The 26,603-nt window shown below is 46.7% G+C and carries 25 protein-coding genes, 1 tRNA gene and 1 pseudogene; 8 read left to right on the top strand and 19 right to left on the bottom strand.

Annotated elements, in window-relative coordinates; genetic code table 11:
• Positions 1 to 12: 12 nt before the first annotated feature.
• Positions 13 to 480, top strand: a complete 468-nt coding sequence (locus A3GA_RS0105425) for an integrase core domain-containing protein (protein ID WP_155966279.1) — start codon at positions 13 to 15, stop codon at positions 478 to 480.
• A gap of 26 nt (positions 481 to 506) precedes the next feature.
• Here the strand turns inward: A3GA_RS0105425 and A3GA_RS0105420 are convergent.
• Positions 507 to 1,460, bottom strand: a pseudogene (locus A3GA_RS0105420) (IS3 family transposase); the annotation flags it as partial.
• Between the two features lie 584 nt (positions 1,461 to 2,044).
• Positions 2,045 to 2,121: transfer RNA gene (locus A3GA_RS0105410), tRNA-Pro, on the bottom strand.
• A gap of 136 nt (positions 2,122 to 2,257) precedes the next feature.
• Here A3GA_RS0105410 and A3GA_RS0105405 point away from each other — a divergent pair.
• From A3GA_RS0105405 to pntB, 6 genes are all read left to right on the top strand, one after another.
• Positions 2,258 to 3,430 (top strand): alpha-hydroxy acid oxidase, encoded by a 1,173-nt coding sequence (locus A3GA_RS0105405; RefSeq protein ID WP_018026375.1) that lies wholly within the window; start codon positions 2,258 to 2,260, stop codon positions 3,428 to 3,430.
• A 186-nt stretch (positions 3,431 to 3,616) separates the two neighbouring features.
• Complete coding sequence (locus A3GA_RS0105400; protein WP_018026374.1) at positions 3,617 to 4,573, top strand: Bug family tripartite tricarboxylate transporter substrate binding protein; 957 nt, start codon at positions 3,617 to 3,619, stop codon at positions 4,571 to 4,573.
• A gap of 71 nt (positions 4,574 to 4,644) precedes the next feature.
• Entirely contained in the window at positions 4,645 to 5,127 is a 483-nt protein-coding gene (locus A3GA_RS0105395) for a tripartite tricarboxylate transporter TctB family protein (RefSeq protein WP_018026373.1), read from the top strand.
• The gene (locus A3GA_RS0105390; protein WP_018026372.1) at positions 5,128 to 6,621 is read left to right on the top strand and encodes a tripartite tricarboxylate transporter permease; all 1,494 of its coding nucleotides are present in this window, start codon (positions 5,128 to 5,130) and stop codon (positions 6,619 to 6,621) included.
• Between the two features lie 237 nt (positions 6,622 to 6,858).
• Positions 6,859 to 8,400 carry a Re/Si-specific NAD(P)(+) transhydrogenase subunit alpha gene (locus tag A3GA_RS0105385; protein WP_018026371.1) on the top strand — a complete coding sequence of 514 codons (1,542 nt, stop codon included), beginning with the start codon at positions 6,859 to 6,861 and terminating at the stop codon, positions 8,398 to 8,400.
• 10 nt (positions 8,401 to 8,410) lie between these two features.
• Positions 8,411 to 9,793: a Re/Si-specific NAD(P)(+) transhydrogenase subunit beta gene (gene pntB, locus A3GA_RS0105380; protein WP_018026370.1), complete on the top strand. Its 1,383-nt coding sequence runs from the start codon at positions 8,411 to 8,413 to the stop codon at positions 9,791 to 9,793.
• Positions 9,794 to 9,941: 148 nt separating this feature from the next.
• On the opposite strand, the gene ppa is transcribed toward pntB, so the two are convergent.
• The 14 genes from ppa to A3GA_RS0105310 all read right to left on the bottom strand — a co-directional run bounded on the left by ppa (position 9,942) and on the right by A3GA_RS0105310 (position 24,125).
• Positions 9,942 to 10,472, bottom strand: coding sequence for an inorganic diphosphatase (gene ppa, locus A3GA_RS0105375; protein WP_018026369.1), 531 nt, complete (start codon positions 10,470 to 10,472; stop codon positions 9,942 to 9,944).
• 58 nt (positions 10,473 to 10,530) lie between these two features.
• Complete coding sequence (locus A3GA_RS0105370; RefSeq protein WP_018026368.1) at positions 10,531 to 11,877, bottom strand: heme biosynthesis HemY N-terminal domain-containing protein; 1,347 nt, start codon at positions 11,875 to 11,877, stop codon at positions 10,531 to 10,533.
• A gap of 2 nt (positions 11,878 to 11,879) precedes the next feature.
• Complete coding sequence (locus A3GA_RS0105365) at positions 11,880 to 13,904, bottom strand: uroporphyrinogen-III C-methyltransferase (RefSeq protein ID WP_018026367.1); 2,025 nt, start codon at positions 13,902 to 13,904, stop codon at positions 11,880 to 11,882.
• A 194-nt stretch (positions 13,905 to 14,098) separates the two neighbouring features.
• Positions 14,099 to 15,991 carry a bifunctional chorismate-binding protein/class IV aminotransferase gene (locus A3GA_RS0105360; protein WP_018026366.1) on the bottom strand — a complete coding sequence of 631 codons (1,893 nt, stop codon included), beginning with the start codon at positions 15,989 to 15,991 and terminating at the stop codon, positions 14,099 to 14,101.
• Entirely contained in the window at positions 15,981 to 16,790 is an 810-nt protein-coding gene (locus A3GA_RS0105355) for a uroporphyrinogen-III synthase (protein WP_018026365.1), read from the bottom strand. Before A3GA_RS0105355 ends, A3GA_RS0105360 begins: the two co-directional genes overlap by 11 nt.
• A gap of 11 nt (positions 16,791 to 16,801) precedes the next feature.
• A complete protein-coding gene (gene hemC, locus A3GA_RS0105350; RefSeq protein WP_018026364.1) occupies positions 16,802 to 17,773 on the bottom strand; it encodes a hydroxymethylbilane synthase in 972 nt (323 codons plus the stop codon).
• An 88-nt stretch (positions 17,774 to 17,861) separates the two neighbouring features.
• Entirely contained in the window at positions 17,862 to 18,575 is a 714-nt protein-coding gene (locus A3GA_RS0105345; protein WP_018026363.1) for a TerC family protein, read from the bottom strand.
• Between the two features lie 145 nt (positions 18,576 to 18,720).
• On the bottom strand, positions 18,721 to 19,602 hold the full coding sequence (gene sucD / locus A3GA_RS0105340) for a succinate--CoA ligase subunit alpha (protein WP_018026362.1): 882 nt from the start codon (positions 19,600 to 19,602) through the stop codon (positions 18,721 to 18,723).
• Between the two features lie 15 nt (positions 19,603 to 19,617).
• On the bottom strand, positions 19,618 to 20,778 hold the full coding sequence (gene sucC, locus A3GA_RS0105335; protein WP_018026361.1) for an ADP-forming succinate--CoA ligase subunit beta: 1,161 nt from the start codon (positions 20,776 to 20,778) through the stop codon (positions 19,618 to 19,620).
• A gap of 66 nt (positions 20,779 to 20,844) precedes the next feature.
• Positions 20,845 to 21,381, bottom strand: coding sequence for a DUF2889 domain-containing protein (locus A3GA_RS0105330; RefSeq protein WP_018026360.1), 537 nt, complete (start codon positions 21,379 to 21,381; stop codon positions 20,845 to 20,847).
• Positions 21,382 to 21,545: 164 nt separating this feature from the next.
• On the bottom strand, positions 21,546 to 21,989 hold the full coding sequence (locus tag A3GA_RS0105325) for a hypothetical protein (protein WP_018026359.1): 444 nt from the start codon (positions 21,987 to 21,989) through the stop codon (positions 21,546 to 21,548).
• On the bottom strand, positions 21,986 to 22,849 hold the full coding sequence (locus tag A3GA_RS0105320) for a serine/threonine protein kinase (RefSeq protein ID WP_018026358.1): 864 nt from the start codon (positions 22,847 to 22,849) through the stop codon (positions 21,986 to 21,988). Before A3GA_RS0105320 ends, A3GA_RS0105325 begins: the two co-directional genes overlap by 4 nt.
• A gap of 108 nt (positions 22,850 to 22,957) precedes the next feature.
• Positions 22,958 to 23,677, bottom strand: a complete 720-nt coding sequence (locus A3GA_RS0105315) for a DNA alkylation repair protein (RefSeq protein ID WP_018026357.1) — start codon at positions 23,675 to 23,677, stop codon at positions 22,958 to 22,960.
• Positions 23,678 to 23,687: 10 nt separating this feature from the next.
• A complete protein-coding gene (locus tag A3GA_RS0105310; protein ID WP_018026356.1) occupies positions 23,688 to 24,125 on the bottom strand; it encodes a YqaA family protein in 438 nt (145 codons plus the stop codon).
• Positions 24,126 to 24,304: 179 nt separating this feature from the next.
• Between A3GA_RS0105310 and crcB the strand changes: the two genes are divergently transcribed.
• Positions 24,305 to 24,685 (top strand): fluoride efflux transporter CrcB, encoded by a 381-nt coding sequence (gene crcB, locus A3GA_RS0105305; RefSeq protein WP_018026355.1) that lies wholly within the window; start codon positions 24,305 to 24,307, stop codon positions 24,683 to 24,685.
• 23 nt (positions 24,686 to 24,708) lie between these two features.
• Here the strand turns inward: crcB and A3GA_RS0105300 are convergent, their stop codons facing one another.
• The 3 genes from A3GA_RS0105300 to A3GA_RS0105290 are packed head-to-tail and all read right to left on the bottom strand — an operon-like array spanning position 24,709 to position 26,450.
• Positions 24,709 to 24,975: a heavy-metal-associated domain-containing protein gene (locus A3GA_RS0105300; protein WP_018026354.1), complete on the bottom strand. Its 267-nt coding sequence runs from the start codon at positions 24,973 to 24,975 to the stop codon at positions 24,709 to 24,711.
• Positions 24,968 to 25,372 carry a hypothetical protein gene (locus A3GA_RS0105295; protein WP_018026353.1) on the bottom strand — a complete coding sequence of 135 codons (405 nt, stop codon included), beginning with the start codon at positions 25,370 to 25,372 and terminating at the stop codon, positions 24,968 to 24,970. Before A3GA_RS0105295 ends, A3GA_RS0105300 begins: the two co-directional genes overlap by 8 nt.
• Positions 25,347 to 26,450, bottom strand: a complete 1,104-nt coding sequence (locus tag A3GA_RS0105290) for a transglutaminase-like domain-containing protein (RefSeq protein WP_018026352.1) — start codon at positions 26,448 to 26,450, stop codon at positions 25,347 to 25,349. Before A3GA_RS0105290 ends, A3GA_RS0105295 begins: the two co-directional genes overlap by 26 nt.
• Between the last annotated feature and the right edge of the window lie 153 nt (positions 26,451 to 26,603).

Here is a 26,603-nt window from a genome sequence, read left to right as displayed (position 1 = left end):
GACCTTTGTCGTGTGTGGACAGGTCGTGATGGTTGGGCGAGCTTAGCGCTCGTGATTGACTGCCATAACCGAGAGCTCATCGGATGGCACTTGTCTCGNAATGGCCGTGCGCAGATGGCAAGCAGTGCTTTAGAGCAAGCGTTAATTAATCGTTTTGGGGCATTAGGACGGGTAACAAGCCCCCTCACTTTACGCTCAGATAACGGCTTAATCTTTACTTCTAAGCACTATACCTCCTTAGTTAGAAGCTACGGGTTACAGCAGGAATTTATCATGCCACACTGCCCTCAACAGAATGGAATGATTGAACGTTTTATTCGTACGCTCAAAGAGCAATGTGTACATCGGCAGCGTTTTGAGAACATACAACATGCTAATCGAGTGTTAGCGGACTGGATCGGGTTTTACAACCATCAACGCCCACACCAGNCCTTGGGCATGAAGTCACCCGTTGAAGTCAGAGAGGCTTTAGCGGCATAATGTGAGCAGAAAGTGCTGGGTCTTTACAGCCAGTCATAACGTACTGTCCGATTATAACGCTCGACATACGCGTTTTGTTGTGGATTACCGGGCTGAGTGTGAATCAACGTGATATGCCGCTTAGCTGCCCACTCTAGGAGTGTTTTACTAATGTATTCCGGTCTATTATCACACCGTAAGCACGCAGGCTTGCCTCGCCACTCGATAATTTGATCTAACACCCTCGTGACTCGCTCTGCAGGCAAAGAGAAGTCCACCTCTATGCCCAAACCCTCACGGTTAATAAAGTCATCAATCACGTTAAAGAGACGCAAGCAGCGACCGTCAGCCAGTTGGTCATGCATAAAATCCATTGACCATACTTGGTTGATCGCAGTGGTTGCACCGAGCGCCTCAGGACGCTCACATATAATTCGTTTCTTAGGTTTGATACGCAAGTTTAACTCGAGCTCGCGGTAGATTCGATAGACTCGTTTGTGGTTCCGTTTAAAGCCCTTAATATTACGTAAATACAGGAAACATAGGCCACAGCCCCAGTTACGTTGAGCGGTGGTTAATCGAATCAACCAGTCAGCAATGACCTCATTCTCACCGGCTTGTCTAGGCTGGTAGTAATAGCAGCTTTGGCTGATGCTAAATACCTCGCATGCCACTCGTATACTCGCTCTAAATTGCGTGACCGCGCGTTGCGCCATCTCTTTGCGTCGAGATGGCGTTACCACTTTTTTCAATCGCCTCGCAAGCGATCTCAGCCTTTAGACGTTCTTCGGATACATCTTTTTAAGGCGCTGATTCTCCGCTTCAAGCTCTTTAAGGCGAGACATCATGAAGGCATCCATGCCACCGTATTTAGCACGCCACTTGTAGAAAGTAGCGCTGCTCATGCCATGCTCTCGGCACAGTTCTGGTACAGGCGTACCAGTTTCAGCTTGTTTAAGAATCGCCATGATTTGGCTGTCGGTATATCGTGATCTTTTCATTGAATTTCCTTTATAAGAAATTCCACTTCTAATTGCTATGGTTTTGTGGGAGGATTACCAGTGACCCCATTACTGCTGTAGTAGGTGTCTCTTATTAATAACATCTAAAACCTAAAATCATGGCTTAAGCATTTGTGAACTTCTCAAAATCACTTGGCCAACTAGGGTTGAAGATTTGAGTGATCTTTGACGAAAGTTTTTCTACACACTTACGCTCTATAAGATATGAACCAAACAAGTAAAAATTTACTTTTAAAACTCTAAACTTTATTATGAGTTGCTAAACGTGGAGTAATTTTGATATTGGCACCCAACGACTTGGAAGATACTCAACCATTCTTAACTTGCTCTTGGGTAGTAGATTATCGCAATAACGTAAAGTGGTGAATAGAATGCTCTAGCCTTGATCTAGGCTTTCTGATTGAGGGGTACAGCCATACCCAAAAACTTTTCTTGTTTTCTGAAACAATAAAATTGACAATGAAATTCATTTATTGTTCTACAAGCTTTCTCTGCTGTACCCCTGATGAAATAAAAACAAAAAAAGGGCTTACTAGCGATATGCTGTAAACCCTTGATTTTATTGGTCGGAACGGAAGGATTCGAACCTTCGACCCCTTGCACCCCATGCAAGTGCGCTACCAGACTGCGCTACGCCCCGACTGCTCTTATTAGAGAAGCATTGATTCTAGGATATTTTAAATTAAAAAGCAAGTTATTCTGGACAAAGCCATTGCTGCGTATTAAATTTAATCTTAAAGTGACAATTTCCATTTGAAAAGTAATTAACCATTCTTATGTTCAATATCAATAAAATCACCTGCATCGACGATCTTCGTAAAGTGGCCAAATTCAAAGTGCCCCGCATGTTCTATGACTACATGGATACCGGCTCATTTACCGAGAGCACCTATCGTACCAATGTCGCCGATTTTCAAAAATTAAAATTTCTACAGAAAGTCGCTCGCGATTTAAGTAACCGCAGCATCAAAGGCAAATTACTGGGCACTGACTATGCCATGCCCTTAGCCTTGGCCCCGACCGGACTGACGGGAATGCAGCGTGCGGATGGGGAAATTCTTGCCGCCAAAGCCGCCGAACGATTTGGTGTACCCTTTACCCTATCAACCATGAGCATTTGCTCCATTGAAGATGTAGCTGAAAACACCACAAAGCCCTTTTGGTTCCAACTCTATGTGATGAAAGACCGCGATTTTATGCGCCGGCTCATTGGTCGCGCAAAGGCTGCGGGTTGTTCAGCCTTGGTGCTGACGCTTGATTTACAAGTAATGGGACAGCGTCACAAAGACATCAAAAACGGTTTAAGTACCCCACCTAAACCCACCATGCTTAATTTACTCGACTTGCTAAGACGTCCCGAATGGTGTTGGCATATGAGTAAAACCAAACGACGCAGTTTCGGTAATATTGTCGGCCATGTCAGCGGTGTTGCCGATACCTCATCGCTCGCTTCGTGGACTGCCGATCAATTCGATCCTCAACTCAATTGGAATGATATTGCGTGGATTAAAGAGGTGTGGGACGGGCCACTGATTCTAAAAGGCATTATGTGCAAAGAAGATGCACTACTTGCGCATCAACATGGGGGCGATGCCATTGTGGTATCCAATCATGGTGGCCGTCAACTGGATGGTGCTCCCTCTTCCATTTCAGCTTTGGAGCCTATTGTGGAGAGCTTGGCGCAACATGGAAGTCAGATGGAAGTCTATATGGACGGCGGTGTTTATCAGGGCCAGGACATTCTCAGAGCTAAAGCCCTAGGCGCCGATGGCGTCATGATTGGTCGCGCTTTTTTATATGGATTAGCGGCCTTTGGCCAAGCAGGGGTAGAAAAAGCCTTAAACATCCTCGCCAATGAGCTGGATGTGAGTATGGCGTTTTGTGGGCACACTCAACTTGATCAGGTTGATCGCGCCATCCTACTCAACCCTGACAGTATCAAAGTCTAAAACTCATCCCAGCGACTTCACTGATACACAGCATCAATCCTCACCCCTGTTTTAGCACGTCTCAACTGCCCAAACAGGGGTTTATCCCTAAAGCCATCACAAACACAGCACTGGCAAAATAAAACCGCAATAATGAATTCTTAAATAAAATCCCAAACTCGTTTCATTGTTACCTTAGGAGGTCCCATGAAAATCCATACTAAAGTCATAAAAGCTACGCTAATAAGTAGCCTATTAGTAGCTGCCACCGCACACGCTCAAGTTAGCGTGATGCTACCCGCCAACCCCGGTGGTGGCTGGGATGGGACCGGCCGTCAAGCCATGGCCGCCATGAATAAAGCTGGTATCTACACTGGCACAGTTAACTACACGAACCGCGGCGGGGCTGGTGGCACGATCGGTTTAGCTGAATTCAAAAACAAGGCCAATGGCAAGCCTGACGAGCTAGCGGTTTTCGGGGCCATCACGGTGGGTTCGATCACCATGAATAACTCCCCAATTAAATTAGAGGATTTCAAGCCCATGGCCCGTTTAACGGCCGAGTTCCTAGTGCTTGCCGTACGCCCTGACTCACCTTACCAAAACCTTGAGCAGTTTGCTGCTGCACTCAAAGCAAACCCAGGCTCAGTGCCTGTGGGCGGTGGCTCAGCCGGTGGCATTGATCACGTGGCACTTGCCTTATTAGCTAAAGCGAGCGGTGCCGATGCGGGTAAGATTAATTACATCCCGCAAGCCGGCGGCACAGAAACCATTACTGGCATTGTTAACGGCACCTTAGCTGCTGGTATTTCGGGTATTTCCGAGTTCCAACAATTCGCTGACATGGGTCGGGTTAGGATTTTAGGTATTACCTCAGCCGAGCGTATGGAGGGGCTTGATGTGCCTACCTTTAAAGAGCAAGGTTTTGATATCGAGTTAGCTAACTGGCGTGGCTTCTTAGGCGCACCTAATATGCCGGAGGAAAACTACCGCCAATGGATTAGCCGCTTCGAGCAGTTAAACAATAGCGAGGCTTGGAAAGAAACCATGAAAACTCAAGGTTGGGATCAGTTTTTCTTGGCCGGAGACGAGTTCGGTGAGTTCATCAAAGCGGAGCAAGAGCGTATCAACGGCGTCCTCAAAGACACCGGTTTAATTAAATAATCAGCATCTGCATAGGGCCGGCGACTTCATCAGCGACCGGCCTTTTTTAATTAAATCAAAGGCTATCTCTTATGCAAGATAACAACAGCAAACCTTGGTGGCTTGGCGCCGCCGTTATCATCTTAGGGGCAATCTGCCTGTATAGTGCTGGTAGCTTGTCCAGCACCGCCCAATACGCTGGTATCGGTCCTGGACTTTTTGTCAATCTGGCCGGACTGGGCTTAGTCATTCTGGGCATTTTATTAACCATACAAATTGCTCGCGGTGAAAAATTCGAAGCGCAAGACACGGAAAACGCCGCCGGTGCCACGCCCATGAATAAGCGCGCATTTCTGACCGCAAGCTTGGGCTGCCTGATGCCAGCGCTAACCATTAGCCTACTCGGTTTACCACTGACCGCCATGTTGAGCTTTACACTGATTGCACGCGCTTTCGGCTCACACAAATTACTACTAGATCTCATCAGTGGTTTACTACTCGGCACTTTAAGTTGGCTACTCTTTAGTTACCTAGGTTTACAGCTGGGTGAGTTCTTTCCCCTCATAGGTGTTTAGATGGAAACGATTAATCTACTGCTGCAAGGCTTTGGAGTAGCCTTCCAACCCATGAACTTAGTGTGGGCTTTGGTCGGTTCGATGTTAGGCACTGCGATTGGTATTTTACCGGGCATCGGCCCTGCCCTCACCATCGCCTTACTCCTTCCAGTGACCATTTCCGTGGGGCCTGTATCGGCCTTTATTATGTTTGCTGGTGTCTTCTACGGTGCCATGTATGGCGGTTCCACCACCAGTATCCTCATCAATACCCCGGGCGAAGCGGGTTCGATGATGACAGCGCTGGAGGGTAATAAAATGGCTCGCCATGGTCGTGCTGCCGCTGCCTTAGCAACTGCTGCCATCGGTTCCTTTGTGGCTGGTACCTTTGCGACCATGATGTTAACCTTTGCCGCTCCGACCGTGGCTGAACTGGCGTTTTTTATGAAGCCAGCGGATTATTTTGCCCTCACCATTTTGGCATTTACCTCGGTCTCAGTGGTGATGGGTACCTCACGAGTCCGAGGCTTTATTTCACTCTTTACCGGTTTAGCCTTTGGCGTAATTGGCATTGACCACATGACCGGGCAGCCGCGTATGACCTTCGGTGCTGCTTCTTTACTTGATGGTATGGAATTAACGGTGGTGTTGGTATCACTCTTTGCAGTTGGTGAAGTGATTTATGTGGCCAGTCGTTATCATCGACAAAAGGACGAAATTACCGGCATCAACAAGGGTAAACGTTGGATGAGTGCGGAGGATTGGCGACGTTCCTGGAAGCCCTGGTTACGAGGCACCTTTATCGGCTTTCCCATGGGTGCCATTCCGGGCGGTGGCTCTGAGATTCCAACAATGCTCTCCTATACACTAGAGAAAAAGCTCTGCCGCCACAAGGAAGAATTCGGTACCACCGGCGCCATCGAGGGTGTAGCGGGACCAGAAGCAGCAAATAACGCCTCCGCCGCCGGCGTGCTCGTGCCCTTGTTGACCTTAGGTCTACCGACCTCAGCGACGGCGGCGATTTTACTTGCAGCCTTTCAAAACTATGGTCTTCAACCTGGACCCTTTTTATTTAGCTCCAATCCCGAGTTAATTTGGGGGTTAATTGCCTCCCTCTATATCGGTAATGCCATGCTATTAGTGTTGAATCTACCATTGATCGGCATGTGGGTAAAATTACTTTTAATTCCCAAACCGCAACTCTATGCGGGCATTTTAATCTTTGCAATGATCGGTATTTGGGGCGTATCTGGCTCTACGTTTGACTTGTATTGTATGGTCGCTATTGGACTAATGGGCTACGTCATGCGGGTCTATGACTTTCCAATTGCGCCACTCTTAATCGGTCTTATTTTAGGGCCAATGGCAGAAAATCAGTTGCGCGTGGCCTTAGCGGCAGCTCAAGGCAATCCAATGGTACTTTTAGAGACCCCACTCTCCATCATCCTCTTAAGTATCGCTGTCCTATTTATGTTCGTGCCAATTCTAATTAAACGCTTAAAAAACGCAGCTTGATTAATTTAAATAATCGCCATCAAGGCATAGGAAAGCGCTTAGCGACCATCTCTACTATGCCTTGATAAAGCGACCGATTAAACACGTATCGGCTATTTACATTTAGTCAAAAATAAGCAACTTAAAGCTACATCTGCTCTCATCAGAGCACAATCCTATAGTATGATCATTTATTGGGGAAAGATAGTTTTTATGTTTACCATTTGATTTCTTTTAATCTTAACGAGGTATGAATTGATGAGAATAGGGATTCCTAAGGAGCAATTCGCCGGTGAAACCCGTGTAGCGGCCACACCGACGACTGTGACACAACTCATTAAGCTCGGTTATGACGTAGCGGTAGAAAGTGGCGCCGGTCAGCTTGCAAAGTTTGACGACGCCGCCTACACCGAAGCCGGTGCGAGCGTAGTCAGTCGCGACGATGTATTTAAAAGTGACATCGTTTACAAAATCAATGCGCCTAGCGACGCCGAAATTGACGCGATGGATGAAGGGACGATCCTAGTCTCTTTTGTGCAGCCTGCACAAAACCCTGAGCTAGTGGAAAAACTTCGCGCTAAAAAAATCACCGCCATGGCGGTAGATATGGTGCCGCGTATTTCACGTGCCCAGTCAATGGACGTTCTCTCCTCCATGGCAAATATTAGCGGCTATCGTGCCGTGATTGAAGCAGCACATCATTTTGGCCGTTTCTTTACGGGTCAAATTACCGCAGCCGGCAAGGTACCGCCTGCTCAAGTATTGGTGATCGGTGCCGGTGTTGCCGGTCTGGCGGCTATCGGTGCGGCCGGCTCACTCGGTGCGATTGTTAAGGCTTTCGACACACGCCTTGAGGTAGCCGAACAGATTGAATCCATGGGCGGTGAGTTCCTTAAGTTGGACTTCCCTCAGGAGTCCGGCGGTTCCGGTGACGGTTATGCCAAGGTGATGAGTGATGAATTTATCAAAGCCGAAATGGCGCTTTTTGCTGAACAGGCAAAAGTGGTTGATATCATCATTACCACCGCTGCGATTCCCGGTAAGCCTTCACCTAAGCTCATCACCAAGGAGATGGTGGATTCCATGAAACCGGGCTCTGTGATCGTGGACTTAGCCGCTTTAGGTGGTGGTAACTGTGAATACACGGTGCCAGGTGAAGTCATTGTAACGGACAATAATGTCACTGTGATTGGTTACACCGACTTGCCTAATCGCTTAGCCGGTCAGTCATCACAGCTCTACTCTACCAACTTAGTTAACCTATCTAAGCTCATTACCCCAGCCAAAGACGGTCAAGCGGTGCTTGATTTTGATGATGTGATTATTCGTAATATGACCGTCACCCATGCAGGTGAGCTTATGTTCCCACCGCCACCGATTCAGGTTTCGGCAGCACCACAACAGCAAGCTGCTCCAGCGGCTGCCCCAGCCACCAAGCCTGAAAAAGCGCCTAAGCCTTTATGGCAAAAACTCGCCTTACCGGTGATTGGTGTATTGATTTACCTATGGGCAAGCCACTATGCACCACAAGAGTTTCTCAATCACTTAACCGTCTTTATGCTCAGCTGCGTAGTTGGTTACTATGTCGTTTGGAATGTCACCCATGCATTGCATACGCCACTGATGTCCGTCACCAATGCCATTTCCGGCATTATTATTGTGGGTGCGGTGATTCAGATGTCCAATATTAACGGATTTGCCAGTTTCTTGGCCTTTATCTCCGTTTTCCTCGTCAGCATCAATATCTTCGGGGGCTTCTATGTGACCCGACGGATGCTTAATATGTTTCGTAAAGGCTAAGGAATAGATTATGTCAGCAGGATTAGTAACCGCTGCTTATATTATTGCAGCATTATTTTTCATCTTAAGCTTGGCCGGTCTATCTAACCAAGAGACTGCCCGTCGTGGCAATATCTTCGGTATGGCCGGTATGACGATTGCTCTCGTCACTACGATTTTCAGTGAGCAGACGCATGGCATTGCTTGGATTCTGATCGCCATGCTACTGGGTGCAGCGATCGGTATTTACCGCGCCAAACGTGTTGAAATGACTGAGATGCCTGAGCTGATTGCAATGCTTCACAGCTTTGTGGGCTTAGCCGCTGTCTTTGTCGGCTTTAACAGCTACATGGATCGTGCCGCCGTATCGCCTGAGATGCACAATATCCACCTAGTGGAGGTATTTTTAGGTATCTTTATCGGTGCCGTGACTTTTACCGGTTCCATTGTGGCATTCGGTAAGCTAAACGGTAAGCTTAGCAGTAAGCCATTATCCCTACCGCATAAGCACAAGCTGAACCTGGCCGCCCTGATTGTGTCATTCCTTCTTTTAGTGGCATTTATCAAGGCTGACGGCTCGACCTTTGCACTGATTGTGATGACCCTTATCGCCTTGGCCTTCGGTTGGCACTTAGTTGCTTCGATTGGGGGTGCCGATATGCCGGTGGTGATTTCGATGCTTAACTCCTACTCCGGTTGGGCTGCCGCTGCTGCCGGTTTTATGCTAGGCAATGATCTCTTGATTGTTACCGGTGCCTTAGTGGGTTCTTCCGGTGCCATTCTTTCTTACATTATGTGTAAGGGCATGAATCGCTCCTTTATCTCCGTGATTGCCGGTGGTTTTGGTACCGATGGTACGGCTGCCGCCGCTGGCGAAGAAGACGGTGAGTATCGTGAGTTAAGCGCTACGGAAGTCGCTGAATTGCTTAAAGGCTCTAAATCCGTCATTATCACGCCCGGATACGGTATGGCTGTCGCTCAAGCACAGTATCCAGTAGCGCAAATCACTGATACCTTGCGTGCTCAGGGGGTTAATGTACGCTTCGGGATTCACCCCGTCGCTGGTCGCTTACCGGGTCATATGAATGTGTTATTAGCTGAGGCCAAGGTGCCTTACGATATCGTGCTAGAGATGGACGAAATTAATGACGACTTCGCTGATACCGATGTTGTCCTAGTGATCGGTGCCAATGATACAGTCAACCCTGCCGCACAAACGGATCCTAATAGCCCAATTGCTGGTATGCCGGTGCTCCATGTATGGGAAGCAGAAAACGTCGTCATCTTGAAGCGTTCAATGAATACTGGTTATGCTGGTGTACAAAACCCGCTCTTCTTTAAAGAAAATAGCTTCATGTGCTTTGGCGATGCTAAGGACACCATGCAGGCTGTGTTAGATGCCTTAAAGTCATAGTGTAAATGCATAGGTTGAGGCGCAAGTCTCAACCTACTCTTTTAACTAACACATGCCACAGGTCCTCTAGCTTAAGAGCAAAAGTAAAAGCCACATCCAATGGATGTGGCTTTTGCAATTTAATAAGCTCGCTAATGCTTACTATGGCTTATTTAGCATTAAAGCGCTCTACACTGGCAGTGATTTCCTTTTTGGCAACCTCAGCCGTGTTCCAACCGGTCACTTTAACCCATTTGCCCTTTTCTAAATCTTTATAGTGCTCAAAGAAATGCTTAATCTGAGCACGCTCAAGCTCTGGTAAATCCTCAATCGACTGAATGGAGGCATAAACCGGATAAAGCTTGTCTACAGGCACAGCGATTAGCTTAGCATCTACACCGGCTTCGTCTTCCATTTCTAAGACACCGATGGTACGGCATTTAATTACCGCACCAGCTTGAATTGGATACGGGGTTTTAACCAATACATCAACCGGGTCACCGTCTAAAGATAAGGTTTGCGGTATATAACCGTAGTTCAAAGGATAATGCATTGCTGCAAGCATAATGCGATCCACTAACAGCGCACCGGTTTCCTCACAGATTTCGTACTTAATCGGATCAGAGTTCATCGGAATTTCAATTACCACATTGAATTCTTCAGGCGTCTTGCTGCCAGCAGGCACATTTACTAAACTCATAATTCACCTCAAATTAAAATTAAACATAAAAAAATGAATATATTAGGCGATGCCGTGCTTAGGCTTTATCCTCTGGCATCTCATCTTTATTAATAGTCTGCAGTTTTGACCGTGATGAAATAAAATGATCGTCCGGTCCATCTAAGTTCTTCATATCCGGTGGATTCAAAGGATCGTTCGTGGTGTCTGCCGAAGGTAAAGCAGCAGAACCCGGCAACACAATCACCGCAGAAGAACCTTGACGCCAATGCTTAAGCGCCTCTTCAGGTTTAGACAGACGATCATATAAGGTACCTAATAAGGCATGGGTACGCGGATCAGCCTTTTTGGCCAAGCTTTTAGTCAGATAGCGCTCGGCTTGTCCCCATAATTGCTCTAATAGGCATAAATGACCTGCTGCCCGCAATAAGTCTGGGTTTTCTGGATCATTCTCCAACCACTTTTGTACCTTAGACAAGCGTTGGGCTTGGTATTCTTTGGCTTCGACTGATAAATACTCATCAAGAATCAATGGGTTATACTCAGTCTCGTAAGCCTTTTCTAATACCTTCATCACTTGCTTATAGTCATTTCTATCGGCATAACGGCGTGAAGCAGAAATCGCAATCGCAGGACTACTTTGTTCCTCGCTACTGAGTTGCTCATAGACTGACTCCCACAGCATCTCAGAGGGTGAAGCAATGATGGTATTGGCCGAGGTTTCAATCAGATTCTCAGCATAATTTACATCGATTTTCTTCTTTTTAAGAAGATAACGCGCTTCTTTGATCACTTCACGCAAACGACCCGCTTGCTTATAGGCACGTAGCAACAGTTTACGAATATGGATCTGATTAGGATGCGCTTCATTAAGTTTTTCTAGAATCTGAATCGCCTCATCGCTTTTGCGCTGATCTAATAAGATTTCAGCCTTCACCGTGGCTGCTGCATCATAAAGTTCAGGATAACTGACGGCCTTTTCCAAGCTTAATGCCAACATCTCATCCCGTTTTAACTCATCATTAACCTGATGAGCGGCTTTAGCGGCCGCCAAACTGGCTAAGACCTGACGCTGCTCACTATGCGTTTTGCTATGTAATTTATTAAAATCCTTTTCGGCCACATCCACACGACCTTCAAGCCAACCCATCCAGCCGCGCTCCAGTAGACCTAAATCACGACGTGTACGACGCTTTTCACGCCACTCATCAAAGCGCTTCGGCGCATTCAATAGATGTGAAATAAGGCGTAGGATAAGATAAGCCACAAAAAATGCCAGTACTAAAATCAGTACACCGACAATTAAACTCACCGTACGGCGCTCATCGTTAATCACTAGACTGACATAACCGCTGGTGTCTTGCAGGCTAACTGCTGCAAACACGGCAATCGCAATTAATAAGAGTAATTTAATGACTGTTTTCATTGTTACTCCTGGAAAGAACGCTGAACACGAAGCTGTTCATAAGTTTCTGATAAGGCGCGGCGGCTATGTGAAATATCTGGCATAGATGGTTGCACTGAGGCCTTTTTTAATTCAGTTAATAGCATTTTTGCTTGTTGGGTTTCAGCTGCATCGGCACGGAAATACTGATCCAAGGCTTGCTCCACCGTCATCAATGAGGTTTGCCACACACCTTGCTGTCTACTCATCAGCCCCTGCTGGGCAAAGCTAAGCTGCATTTTTAAATTATTACGCAGAATACCCGCTTGCTCTACCGACAATAAACCAGAGTCTGGCTCGGAAAGCTTTTCTACTCGCACCAAGTCACCTAAATCACTGGCAACCGCTCCATAGGCTTTAGAAGCATAGCTCTTAGTCTGAGACCAGGCACGATCGTACCACTTGGCATCCGCATCCAGCGCCGTCGTTTCGCTCGTCTCAGTTGATGTTTCAACCGCTGCCGCTTCAGAAGCTTTAGCAGTAGGCAGCATCAATCGGCTCTGAGACGCATAATCAGGCGTATTTAATGGTGCTGCATCAATCAGACTGGCGACTTGTTGCACCTGCTTAAACATATCATCAACGGTAGCGGATTCATTAGATTTTAAGGCCACGATATCTGCACCGATGGCACCCACTAAACCCTCTAACATTTTATTTTTAGATTCCGCCGCTAAGCGCTGAGCTACCGTCAAAATTGAGACTGCATTAGGCACATTGCCATTAAAACGCAATTCATTTTCTGCCGATTGCATTAGGCGAGAAACGTCATTCAACAATAAAATCTCAGCACTGGTATTTTGTACTTGCAAATGTTGTTGCATACCCGCCAATTCCTCTTGGAGGCGATGAATTTCCTGTTGCTGACGCACATTAAGTAATTCATATTCACGCTCTAATTGGGCTAAAACAGTAGGATCGGCCATCTGCTCAGTAGCAGCCTTATCGTTACCAGAATCGGCCATCGGCTCAGCGGCAGCCTTGTCGCTATCAGAAGTCGCATGTTCAGCGGCTGGCCTGCTGCTAGCTTCATCACTTGCTGGGGGTGGCAATGTATCAGCGGGTGCCTCAGTGCTTGGCTCTGTTGCTGCAGGCTCTGACGCTGGCTCTGTTGAAGAATTAGTGGTGCTTGCGTCCTCCGCTGTTGAGGCCGTATCCTCTGCTTCAGCTTCCGCCGCGTTTACTTGCGCTTGCGCCTCAGCCGCCGATGTCTGCGTAGCATTCGGTTCGTCCGTTGCGGTCATATCCTGGGTATCCATCTCACCCTTGGCCAGTTCCTCTTGTTCAAAGGCACCAATACCTACCTCCGGGCTAACCACTGGTCCCTGCTCACCAGGCACAACTGCGGTGCTCTCGTCTGCAGCTGCTTGCTTATCGGCCGTCGCTACAGACTCATCCTGCGTGGTCTCAGCTGACTCAGTGCTCGGCTGATCTCCGCTTTGGTGGGCCACCACATCGGCCGCACTAGCTACATCATCTGCAGAGTTTTCAGCGGCCGCTGCGCCAGACGCCGTCGCTTCAGCAGGCGCTGGTGCAGTTGCCTGGGCACCCATAAAGTTAGCCTTTGACTCCTCCTCACCCATCTCGGTGTTAAATGATTCTGAAGCACTTGGCTCAGGTACTTCGTCAGCACTTAAGGGCGGATCACTGCGCTCTAAGCCTTGAGGATCTGCCGGCACCTCTTGAATCGAACTCGCATCCGGTGTGGCCTGATTCACCGTACCCGGTGTTAAACCCTTAACCTCACTCTGATTGGAGTAATACACGCCAGCAACGGCAGCAGCGACTAACACACCCGCCACACCGTACCACACAGCATTACTTCCCTTTTTCTTGCTTGGGCTTGCCGTTGGCTCAGCGCTCTGTGAGCTATCTGCCTCTGTCACCGTGGATACTGCTGGCTGATCATCAACTTGCTCATCAGTAGCTAGAATGTCTGCATCAGCAGTTTGATGAATCTCTTCGGGGCTATCTCCGCCCTGATGATTGGGATTACGACTTTTTGCCATAGTGCACTTCCTTCTGATGAATGAGTTGTTACCCTAAATATAGGAATAATATTTTTATCGTGAAATAAGTCAGTGAAGACCAGTTCACATGTGATTTAAGATTTTACTATCTTTTTGATTCTATACCAATCACAGGCTTGGATTAAGCTTTAATGCAATTTATCACGATTTACTGAGCGCAAAATTGATAAAGCTTAAATGATTAAACGATTGACCGGCAATACGCCCCGCAAAGCATTAGTTAAAACTATCTCATCGGCCTGCATCACCTCCTCATACTGAAGCCTGCCTTCAACCACATGATCCACGCCCAAATAGTGCATAGGTTGCGCTAATATCTCTTGACGCATTACACCGTTCAATATCGGTAGCTTCGCTGTCGGCGTATGCCATTGGCCATTGATTTTTAAAAACACATTACTACGAGCACCTTCAAGCAGATTCAACTGCTTATCAAACATCAGAGCATCAAAGGCCTGATGTGCCAACGCCTGTTTTAATACCGCATCATACACACTTCGTTGATCACTTTTATGACGACTCAAATAATTCCCGCTAACAATGGATTGCTTAGTCACTAAAACGCACTGCTGAGACTCAAGCGCCTCCAAGCTAAAAAGACTTGCCTCTAAATAAAAGTCATTATCTAGCGCATAAATCCATGTATTCTGCTCCACGGCTCGTTGTTGAATAGGACATAGACGCAATTTCAGTCGATAGCTACCTTGCTTAGGTAATTGCTTATAAAAATAGCTCAAGGCTTGCTCCAACGACTGTGCATCCAGAGGATAATTCAAGGCCTTGGCCGAGCTTAACAAGCGTTTTTTATGACGCGCTAGCAGCTGACAAGCCCCGGCTTCCCAGCGCATGGTTTCAAAAATACAGAACTCCGGCCTTAAACCGAGTAAAAAACGCATTTTCCAATATAATTCATCGTATTCTGTGGCTGCCTGACTATCGATCACAATCCCCGAACCGACTCCCATGGCACCTTGATAATACCCATCCGCCTCCTGCAGATGGAAACTACGTATCATCACATTGAGTTGACCGTAAAAGGACAACTCGCCTGCTGCCTTGCTAGCCTCTGGATTGGCTTCAAGTAGGCCAATGCTCCCGGTATAAATCCCGCGCGGCCTTTGTTCAAGCGCCTCAATCAATTGCATGCTCATATGTTTAGGCGCACCGGTGATGGAGCCGCAAGGAAATGCAGCTTTAAGCAAGTGGGAAAAGCTTATATCAGCTGGCATCTGCGCTTCCACCGTACTCGTCATTTGCCACACCGCACCAAAGCGGTCAACCTCAAACAAAGCAGGCACCTTTACACTACCAAGCTTCGCAATGCGCCCCAGATCGTTACGTAATAAATCGACGATCATCAGATTTTCAGCACGATTTTTAAGATCGTTTTTTAAAGCAAGGGCACGCGCTTCATCATGCGCATCATTCAAGATAGGCGCCGTTCCTTTCATTGGCTTAGCCCGCACCACACCACTGGCCTGAATATCTAGAAATAGCTCTGGCGAAAAACTTAATAGCCACGGCTGTTCCGCTAATGGTAAATGAGCCAATGCGCCATAGGGGACCCGCTGTTGCTCACACAAGCGGCGATAAAGCGTGATGGGATGGCCATAGCTTTTAAAGTCTAAACGACTGGTGAAGTTTATTTGATACACCTCACCACGTTCGATGCTCGCATGAATGGCTGCAATTTTTTGAGCAAAGGTCTCTGCATCGATGGCTAATCTTGGCTCAGCAATCCCTGCCGACGTATCAGCGTACTGCGCTAACAGCTGCTGGCGGGCACTACGACTTAGCTGCTCCTTTTTTCTAAAGCAGAAAATATGTAGCTGTTGAGCACTTGCAGGCGCCGAAGCTTGATTAAGTAGCGCCACCCCGAACTCATAAGGAATATAGAAAAAAGTATATAAACCCTGATCCCAAAGCACTTGCAAGCTTTGGTCTACATCTGCCAACTGAGCTGCATCAAAACTGCAATGCGTCGCAAAATCACTCAACAGGAGTGCGCTTTCGCTTTCCATATCATCTAACAGGACGAAGTGATCGACGCTTGGCTTATTCAACATAGGATCCTTTGGCGCTTAAACGCTTAAGCGCCGCAACAATGCTCACATTATCAGCTTGGCAGAAATGCACCCGTAAGGGCGTCTTTTGCGCTGGGGCGAGTTGCATTTTTTTATGCTGCAAATGATCAGCAATCCGGGCATGAAAAAACAGAAAATCATGTTGCCAAGCATACTGCGCTAGCAGCGGCTCTTGTTGCCATTGAGCAACGACCGCATCCACGCTATCACGACTCGTCATCAACCAACAAACACGGGCCTCAGGCTTAGTGCTTAGCAAATCCAACAAAGGTTGCTTTGCTTGCTCGCTCCAAACCGCAGCGGTTCGCTTATAAACGGCTAAAAAACTAGTCTCAACGTGGCGCTGTTGTAATTGCTGATAAAGCCAATCCCGACCATGCTCAGCGCGCACAATCATCACCCGCTTCGGCACTTGATAATGGGCCTCGAACCAATCCAAAAAAGACTCCGAATCCGCCTCACCTTGAGGTGCGACTAACACCCTCTGCGGCGCTAGGCCGTGCGCTAGTAATGCAACTGCCGACACCTGCCCTACTGCCGCCGCATATAAATGCGGAGGCCACCCGATGGCATGCTGCTGTAAGTATGAAAAAAAACAATCTACCGCAAATTGACTCACAAAAAAGATAAAATCATTCGCCTGCCAAGTCGCAGGCAGTTGGAAGTCAAGCGGCACTAAGCTAAGGGCCGGTAAATTTAACTGCTTAAAATCCCCCAGTAATGCCTCTAACTCGCGACTCTTGTGAGCAGGTCGGGTATTAATGACTAAATCAAAGGACATGAACTCAGCGCTTAAAAACTGCGTGCTGCACTCTGTTTTAAAGCCTCATCCAACAAACGACGACCGCCCTTTGCTAATAAATCCTCGGCCGCTCTATCACCCAATTGCTGAGCATCGGCTAAATCACCACGAATTTCTGTTGTCAAAGAGGCAGTACCATCAGGTAAGGCGACCATGGCCCGTAAGTACAGTTGATTATCCTCTACTACCGCATGCGCAGCGATCGGCACCTGACAAGAACCCCCCAAGGCCTGAGAAATAGCACGTTCGGCCGTTGCCGTGGCGGTGGACTCTGCACACGCTAAAAAGGCTAAGAGCTCACGCAAATCATCACGACTGGCTAAGATCTCAATCCCTAAAGCCCCTTGACCAGCAGCGGGTAGGCTTTGATCCACGGTCAAATAGGAGCGAATCCGCTCTGCTAAGCCTAAACGCTCTAAACCGGAAGCCGCTAAAATAATGGCATCGTAATCACCCGCATCTAATTTGCCTAAACGGGTATCTAGATTGCCACGCAAAGGCTGCACCACTAAATGAGGGTAAAGGGCACGAATCTGTGCCTCACGACGTAAGCTGGAGGTGCCCAGCACCGCCCCCTCAGGTAAATCGTCTAAGGTTTCATAGCGATTGGAAACAAAGGCATCACGCGGATCAGCACGCTTTAAAATCGTACTCAGTGCAAACTCCTCGTACAATGCCATTGGCACATCCTTTAGTGAATGCACAGCCAAATCGGCACGACCATCCAACAATGCGCTTTCCAATTCCTTAACAAAAAGACCCTTACCACCGATTTTAGATAAGCTACGGTCAATAATCTGATCACCCTTGGTAGTCAACTTAAGCAATTCAACCACTAAACCAGGGTATTGAGTTTGCAGGGCGTGTTGAACAAATTCTGCTTGCCATAGAGCTAAACGACTGGCACGGGTAGCAATGACGATTTTTTCAGGTAACTTCAATGTAATCTCAATAAAATGCATTAACTAAAAACAACTAACCATCATGGTCAGACTTTAATCATAGCAAAGCCACACACATGATGGTTAGTTAACAAGCTAAGGAGAGTTTTTAAGCGTCTTGCTTAGGTTTTTTGCTCATACGAGCCCACAATAAACCAATACCCACCACCAATAAGGCACCAATCAGCTCGGCGCTATATTTCACTACCGCAGGTGCTGTCTCACCCTCAAAGAAGAAGTTCTTCGTAGCAACATCACCCACCACGAGACCACCGGCAATCCAGCCAAGCAAGGCAGCACCGAAGACCACGACCCAAGGGAAACGGTCGATGAGTTTAAGCACTAAAGAGCTACCCCAAATAATAATTGGCACACTCACCAACAAACCGAAAATCACATAAAACATCTGATGATGATCGGCTGTGTTTTGTGCCGCACCGGCAATCGCAATGACATTATCAAAACTCATCACTAAATCCGCAACCAAAATTGTACGTACCGCGCCCCACACACTAGCACTGGCCTTAACCTCGTGATGCTCCTCATGAGGTATCAATAGCTTAATCCCAATCCATAACAGTAACAACGCACCGACAATTTTTAAATAAGGGATCAGCAATAAGGACATGGCAAAGAAAATCAGTATCACTCTCAGGAAAATGGCGCCTGCCGTACCCCACAGAATACCTCTAATACGCTGATGCTTATCGAGATTACGACAAGCTAAAGCAATGATAATGGCATTATCGCCACCGAGTAAAATATCAATTAAGACAATTTGAAACACTGCACCCCAGTGAATCATTTGAATAAATTCGAACATGAACTGTGATCCGATTAATCGTGGAAAGGAGCGAAAATTATAACGTATGCAGCTGTTGCTTGCCCTTATTAAAGCAGTAAATCGTCATAAAAAAACCCTAGTCAGCGACTAAGCGACTAGGGTTAACATAGCTGATAGGACTAAATTAAAGAATCGATTTCAATAATTTACCCATTTCAGACGGGTTGCGCGTGGTTTTAATACCGCACTCTTCCATCACTGCTAATTTCGCATCGGCTGTATCATCACCACCAGAAATTAAGGCACCGGCGTGACCCATACGCTTACCTGCAGGTGCAGTCACACCAGCAATAAAGCCAACAATAGGCTTAGTCATATTGTCTTTTGCCCAACGTGCGGCTTCAACTTCATCCGGACCACCGATTTCACCGATCATCACAACCGCATCAGTCTCAGGGTCATCATTGAACATTTTTAATACGTCAATATGCTTTAGACCATTGATCGGGTCACCACCAATACCAACGGCAGCGGACTGGCCTAGACCAAGCTCAGTTAACTGAGCCACTGCTTCATAGGTTAAGGTACCGGAACGGCTCACCACGCCAATGCGACCTTTGCGATGAATATGCGCAGGCATAATACCGATTTTCAACTCCTCAGGAACAATTAAGCCCGGGCAGTTAGGACCTAATAACAGCGTTTTGCTGTTTAAAGCACGCATTTTATTGCGAACTTCCAACATATCACGCACAGGAATACCCTCGGTAATACAAATCACTAAGTCTAGCTCAGCCTCAACCGCCTCTATAATCGCAGCTGCTGCGCCCGCAGGTGGTACATAAATCACGGAGACAGTGGCACCGGTTTCAGCCTTAGCATCTTTTACCGTACCAAAAATAGGGATACCCTCAAAATCTTCGCCCACGCGCTTAGGGTTCACACCAGCGACATAGGCCTCACGACCATTAGCATACTCACGGCTATGGCGAGTGTGATATTGACCCGTCTTACCGGTAATCCCTTGAGTGATCACCTTAGTATCTTTATTAATTAAAATTGACATTTGTAATCCTCTATCTTATTTGGCGGCTTCTACAACCTTGGTTGCGGCTTCAGCCATGGTATCAGCACTAATAATTGGCAAACCAGAATCAGCAAGAATTTGCTTACCTAACCCCTCGTTGGTACCCTTCATGCGCACTACTAAAGGCACATTTAAGTTAACCGCACGGCAGGCAGCAACCACCCCTTCAGCAATCACATCACAACGCATAATACCACCAAAGATATTCACTAGAATGGCTTTAACATCGTCATTTTTTAACATGATTTTAAAGGCTTCGGTCACTTTTTCAGCGGTTGCGCCACCGCCAACGTCGAGGAAGTTAGCAGGCTCACCACCAAAGAGCTTAATGGTATCCATGGTCGCCATCGCTAGACCAGCACCATTTACCAAACAACCAATATTACCGTCTAATTGAATATAGGCTAAATCGAACTTGCTGGCTTCAATCTCAGCTGGATCCTCTTCGTCTAGGTCACGATAAGCCACAATCTCAGGCTGACGGAATAAAGCATTCGAGTCAAAGTTAAACTTCGCATCCAAGGCACGAATATGACCGTCACCCGTTAGGATAAGCGGGTTAATCTCGGCCAAAGAAGCGTCAGTCTCACAATATGCTTGGTACAGTTTTTGGAACTGATCCACTGCTTCTGCAATCGAGGCTTCAGGCACACCAATACCGCGTGCTAATTTCTCAGCATCCTCTGCCGTCAAACCAGTGGCAGGATCCACAAACACCTTAAGTAGCTTTTCAGGGGTTTTGGCCGCTACTTCTTCAATGTCCATACCACCTTCGCTAGAAGCCATGACCGCATTTTTCTGAGTACCACGGTCAGTGACGATACCTAGGTAATACTCCTTTTTGATATCAGCACCCTCTTCGATAAGCAGACGCTTCACCTTGCGACCCTCAGGGCCGGTTTGATGAGTAACTAACTGCATACCGAGGATTTCGGAAGCAAGTTGACGCACCTCATCCACTGATTTAGCTAATTTTACACCGCCGCCCTTACCACGACCGCCGGCATGAATCTGTGCTTTTACAACCCAAACCGGACCGCCAAGCTCCTCAGCTGCCTTGACAGCCTCCTCTACTGTAAAAGCCGGAATACCGCGAGGTACATTAACACCGAACTTTCTTAATAGTTCCTTACCTTGATACTCATGAATATTCATAGATGACCTATAAGAAATAATTGAAAAAACTTTATTCTAAAAATAAAGTGCGTGATTTACAACTAATTAATCTACCGTTGGCACATACCATTGAGGATAAAACTCCTTTACAACGGGTGACCCTAAGGCATAAGCATGACAGCCCTCTAGCTGAAACGGACGTCGACCGCTATCAACCGCATCATTGATACGTTTGCGTGATAAGCTTTGAACAAAAACAGTTGGGATCAGCACCGCTAACTCGCTCATATGCGTACAGCCCTGTGTTTTAGCAAACTGCTCACGCACCTTGTGCCGAAAGCCCTTTAGTAAATGGAGCCCAATCAGCCGCTGATAAGATTCCTCAATGGCGCGACAAACATCACCATAGGGTGCTGCATCATAGGAAACCCCGACATCAACAATCAAACCCTCGTCATTCACCGTCAAGCAGATATTTAAATCATGAACTGGATCGCCCGCCTTTTTGATTGAACCATCCGATTTTGTAAAATCATAGCTTTTGAAATCAACTAATTTGGCTTCAATATCCCAAAGACCATCACTTCGCTCATAAGACTCAATGCTCATTTGGCGCGTATGAATTTTTTTACGTTCGACCACGTTGCCTCAACTATCTATTTATCATTTTTGCCCATGCTATTATAACTGAAAAGCTTCGCCCAATGTGTTTGAATGGAGCGCCGATAAGCTCAGTGACAGCATCATATCACTACCGCTCCTGCATGGCTTAGCTTGTCCAGTTCATCGACAAGCCAATGCGCATTTTAAATACTCTCGACACTGCTAGACCTAAAGCCATACAGCGCTCTCACCCGCTTTGATAAAAAGAAATAACACAAAAATGCAGCTCTAATGAGCAGATAAAGCAGCACTGGCGCACCGGCAGCAGATAAGCCCAACAAGGTCAAGATAATATTTGCTAATTCAAAGGCCCACACCATATAAATCGTCGCTGGTGTTTTAACCCCCAGTAGGCGATACACCAGAAAAAAATGAATCAAGGCTGTTAAAAATAACAAACTAATCAGTAAAGTAAAACCTGCGGGCGTCTCGGAGAGATTTTTAAGACCAATCAAGGCAAATAAAAACGCCCCTACCCCAGTGATAACTGCGCTCACACAATAGAGACTTATCCAAACACCTAGTTTTTGCGTATGCTCTTCCATCGACTTCTCAAAAAAACGTAAACTGCGCGCTAAACCACTCACTTAAGTGCGGCCAAGTACTCGCTAAAACAGGGATCGTGAGGATCTTTGTATAAATCTCGGCGAATTTCTGCTGGATCCTGATAGCGCGCTGTTGGATCAGGGTGCATGGCTTTGCGAATGATGTAGCGCGTGGAATCATATAAGTCCACATGAAAATCCACTAAACTCTGCTTTTGCCTAAATAAGGCCTCTTCAAACGGTATCGCTTGCATCGCAGGCGCATTCATCTCCTTACTAAAGGGTGCATGACCATGCAATAAATAATAATAAATCGCTGCCGCTGAATATAGGTCCGTACTCTCATGCCGATGCTTGTGCAGCATTTCCGGAGCGATAAAAAACATCTCATCCGGCGTATAGTCAATATCCTTAGCACCACTGGAACTAAAATTCGCTAACACGGGCAAAAAGGCATTGGAAGCTAGATTCAGGATGATGTTTTTAGGCAAAATACGATAATGATCCACGGCGGGATGTAAACGTCGCAAATAAATCAAGGCATTGATAATGCCTAAAAAGACATTATAAGCACCGATAAATGAGAGCATCTCCTGCCGTTCAGTGCGCTCGAAAAGACTATCGCCATTAACATAATCTAAAATAGCATAGGGATAATCGCTGCCATTCACTCGGACTTGCCCGACGCTATCCAGCTTGACCACATGCGGGCTATCCAAGCGTTCAAGCACCGAGAGTTCAGTATTTGCCTCCTTTAAAAAAAGCTTTAATACCTTGGCCTCAAAGGCCGGATTACGCACGCGGTAAGTTTGGGCATAGTCATTAATCGATATCAAGGATTTGACCTTATACTGCTGATCAATGAGCTCATCCTCTTTGAAAAAATAATTTGCTGATCTCATGACGTTTCCCCTTTGGCCATTAATTAAATCTAGTTTAACTTTAACAAATTCTCGCTACTGCCGCTTAGCCCTTGGCTATTATTAGTAGTTGCCATAGGCCACATCTAATCAGTTATGAGCAAGACCTCCAGCTGATTGTTTTCTAGGCGCTTGCTTTAAACTCAGTAAGTAGTCTTTTTGAGCGGTTGTAATGCGATAACTTTCTCGGGCTTTTTGTATGGTTTTATTATGCACCCAAGGGGCTAATCGTTGCTCCTCAATCAAGCCAATGGTCGATGCCCATTGCTTAGCTAAGGCTGTGGCAAAAAACCAGGCGATGGCCATATTGACATAGTATTCATCAGAGCACATAGCCATAGGAATGGCTAAATAGGCAGGCTTAAAATCCTCATCCAGAAAATGACGCATTAGCATAGTGATTGCAAAGCGTCTTTGATAGCCATGCGCTGCGACTGACCAGCGACGGATAGGTAGCAACAGCTCGGGCCGATGCTCCTTAAACACCTTGGGCGATAGCGTATCACAGACAGCCCAATTATCGATAAAGGGTAAAAAGCGTTCCACTGCCGCTAGACATTCCTCAAACGCCCGCATTTCCGATAGCAAAATGGCATGCAGCATATTTTCATCATAGTATGAATGCGGTAGCGCTCGTAGAAACGGCTCTGATGCTTCCTGACTCAGCGTCTTGGCTAAACGTCGTAATTGCGGCAGTCGCACCCCGATAATGCGTTCTGGCGCTAAGGTCGGCACGAGTTGGCGTTGAAACTCGGCATAACTGCTATCCCGCAGCTCAAATAAACGGTTTTGAATACTAACGATAGACATTGTGATACTCCTAAGCTTGGGCATAGACATAGGCTAAACTGATCAGAACGTAGCGCCCGCCCTTTGCCAAGCTGACGAGGATTAAAAAACGATAGAATCGCTCTCGCAGCACCCCGGCAACAAAGGTGATGGGATCACCAATAATCGGCAACCAGGAAAATAATAATATCCAAGACCCGTAGCGTTGATAATAGTCTTGCACTTGTACTAAACGCTGTTCTGACACCGGAAACCACGAACGCTCCTTAAAACGCTCAAGCTGCGTACCCAACCACCAGTTCAGTACCGAACCCAAGACATTACCCACCGTAGCAAACAGCACCAATAGCATGGCCGATTGTTGCGATAAGTGCAGCATGCCCAATAACACCGCTTCCGACTGTGCCGGCAAGAGCGTGGCGGCAATAAAGCCTGTCGCAAACACAATAAAATAATTTAACACGGGCAATTCAATTTTTTTAATCTGCGTTACAAGGTTGACTTCCTCCCCTCCCTAAAGGGATGGGATTCCTGCTTCCAGACGGCCAAGCCCGACCGCAAGAATGTTCCGACTGGCGATAAAGTCGGCTAAAATCCTTGACTAAGCTACGGTATTTTAAATGACACGAAGAATAGGCAGAAGAAGCGATGTATTTATCAATATTAGCCGTTGGTATCGGTGCCATGCTTGGGGCATGGCTGCGTTGGGGCCTCAGTTTACAATTAAACCACTACCTTGCCAATGTGGCTTTGGGCACCTTAGTCGTGAATTGGATCGGCGGCTTTATCATCGGCTTTGCCGTGTCTTTTTTTGCCAATAGCACGCTTAGCGTTAACTATAAACTCTTTCTGATTACCGGCTTTTGTGGTGCGCTCACCACCTTTTCTACCTTTTCAATGGAAATCGTCACCCTACTACAAAGCGGCAAAATCGCCTATGCCCTGCTTAGCATCGCCCTACACCTGATCGGCTCCTTGCTTTTTACACTCTTGGGAATTTGGGCATATCAAATCAGCCTTGGACAGTAAAGCCATCCCTGATGCGACTATCGTTACTCTTCGACAAAAACACCTTCATAACCGGTGGTAGCAATCGCCTCCAACAGGCTCTCGCGCGTCACCTCCTCATCAGCTTCGACCCTTGCCATCTTATCGCTAAGACTTGCTTTGACCGTATTAACCCCTTCTACCTTAAGCAGGGCTTTACGCACCATGGCAGTACACAGTGGACAATGCATACCCTCCACCTTGATCACATAACTTTGCTCGGCACCGTTAATACTAAGGGCCGCTAAAATGCTCAATAACACTTTACTCATATGAATACCATAACCCCAAAATTTCAGGGTAAAACAATAACAACATCAAGCCTAAAAACAGCAGCACGATAAAACACAGACTGCGCAGCGTCAGGCGATGCCTTAAGGCGCATTGCTTTCTGAAAAACCGAGCCCATACATACACCGCAAAGCTCAATAAGGCTAAGCCACTTAAGATAGGTCGCAATGCTTCTAGTGAAGTGAATACAGCGACTAAACCAAAAGAACTGCCAAATAGCAAAAACAATAGCGCAGGGAGACAACAAAAAGTCGCCCCCACAGCACTAATAAAAGCGCCTAATAACCAGAGCTTAGCTGGTTTATCAGGCACTTTTTGAGTTGGCTGAAGCGTCGCCGTATCAGTTGTTTGCTTAGAGCTCAACTGATTTGTACTCATAAGCAAACTCTTTGGGCGAGTAGTAGTCTTGCACATTATCATCCACTTCGGCATAGGGATAACCGAAGTTATTCAGCGGATGCTCAGCAGGCATCGGCTTTAAGGCAAAGTCACGGCCCCAGTTATAGGCAATCCAGCACATTTCCCAATTGCCGAATAGGTAGTCGCGCAACTGAACAATTTTACTATCATCATTGCTGAGCTTTTCAGCTAAACGCACCTTGGTTACATCGCCCGGATCGCATGGAATCCAACCGTAGCCCTTTAAGTAAAACTCGGCACGACAATGTTGAGCACCGGTAATATTAGCAACACCGTCCTTACCACTACCCATAGCTGGACTAAAACGACTCTCACCTACACGGATACCAAACACCTCACGACTAGCAATACCGACACTACGACATAAGGCCACAAAGACTGAACTAATATCAGTACACTTACCATATAACTTGCCCGATTCGAGTAAGGCCTTGGCATCACCCACACCACAACCGACGATACTCTCATCACGGGTCATGTTATTACATACCCAGGTATAAATTGCTTTGGCACGCTCTAAATCACCCTTAATCCCTTTGGTGATTTCTTCTGCCTTTTCCTTAACAATGCCATCAATTTGGATATGTCTGGTCGGCTCTAAGTACTCAGCCAATTCGGCCGGCAAAGCTATGCTATCGTCGTAATTCACCTTGGAAAAATCAGTGTTACGCTCTTGCGTGGTGATGGTAAACACACTACTAATGGATGCGGGATGCTCGCTAAACTGAGCAAACAGCGTTGGAATCTCAAAATCACTTTGTACCAACTCATCATAATTACCGCTATGTTGAATTAAGCTTTTTAACTGCTGATATTCGCTATTAAGCGGAAGTGGAACCCAAAGTTTAGAAACTTTACCCGCTTCCTGTAATTGATGATTTAATGTCACTTCAAAAGTACGCTCTTTTTCATTAACTCGAGCAACCGGCGCCGCATCCGATTTGGTAGTGGCAGCAAAAGCTAAATTAGGCAATAAGATCGCGCTGCTGGCAGCACCGACCTTAAAAAAATCGCGTCTTTTTATGTTTGAAATCATAATGATGTCCTCTATGGAATTAAGCAAACTTGCTATTAAAGGATCGAGCGCTGCAAGCAGAGCTCAGCACAACCATTCGTTAGCAACTCGAATCATTGGCAAGGGCTATGTTAACACTCCCACCAGGCATAAGAAAAGCCCGCACAGGGCGGG

It is taken from the genome of Oligella urethralis DSM 7531 (assembly GCF_000372065.1).
Lineage (GTDB): Bacteria > Pseudomonadota > Gammaproteobacteria > Burkholderiales > Burkholderiaceae_B > Oligella > Oligella urethralis.
The sequence above is the reverse complement of the archived record's forward strand: the minus strand, read 5'-3'. Positions and strand labels throughout refer to the sequence as shown.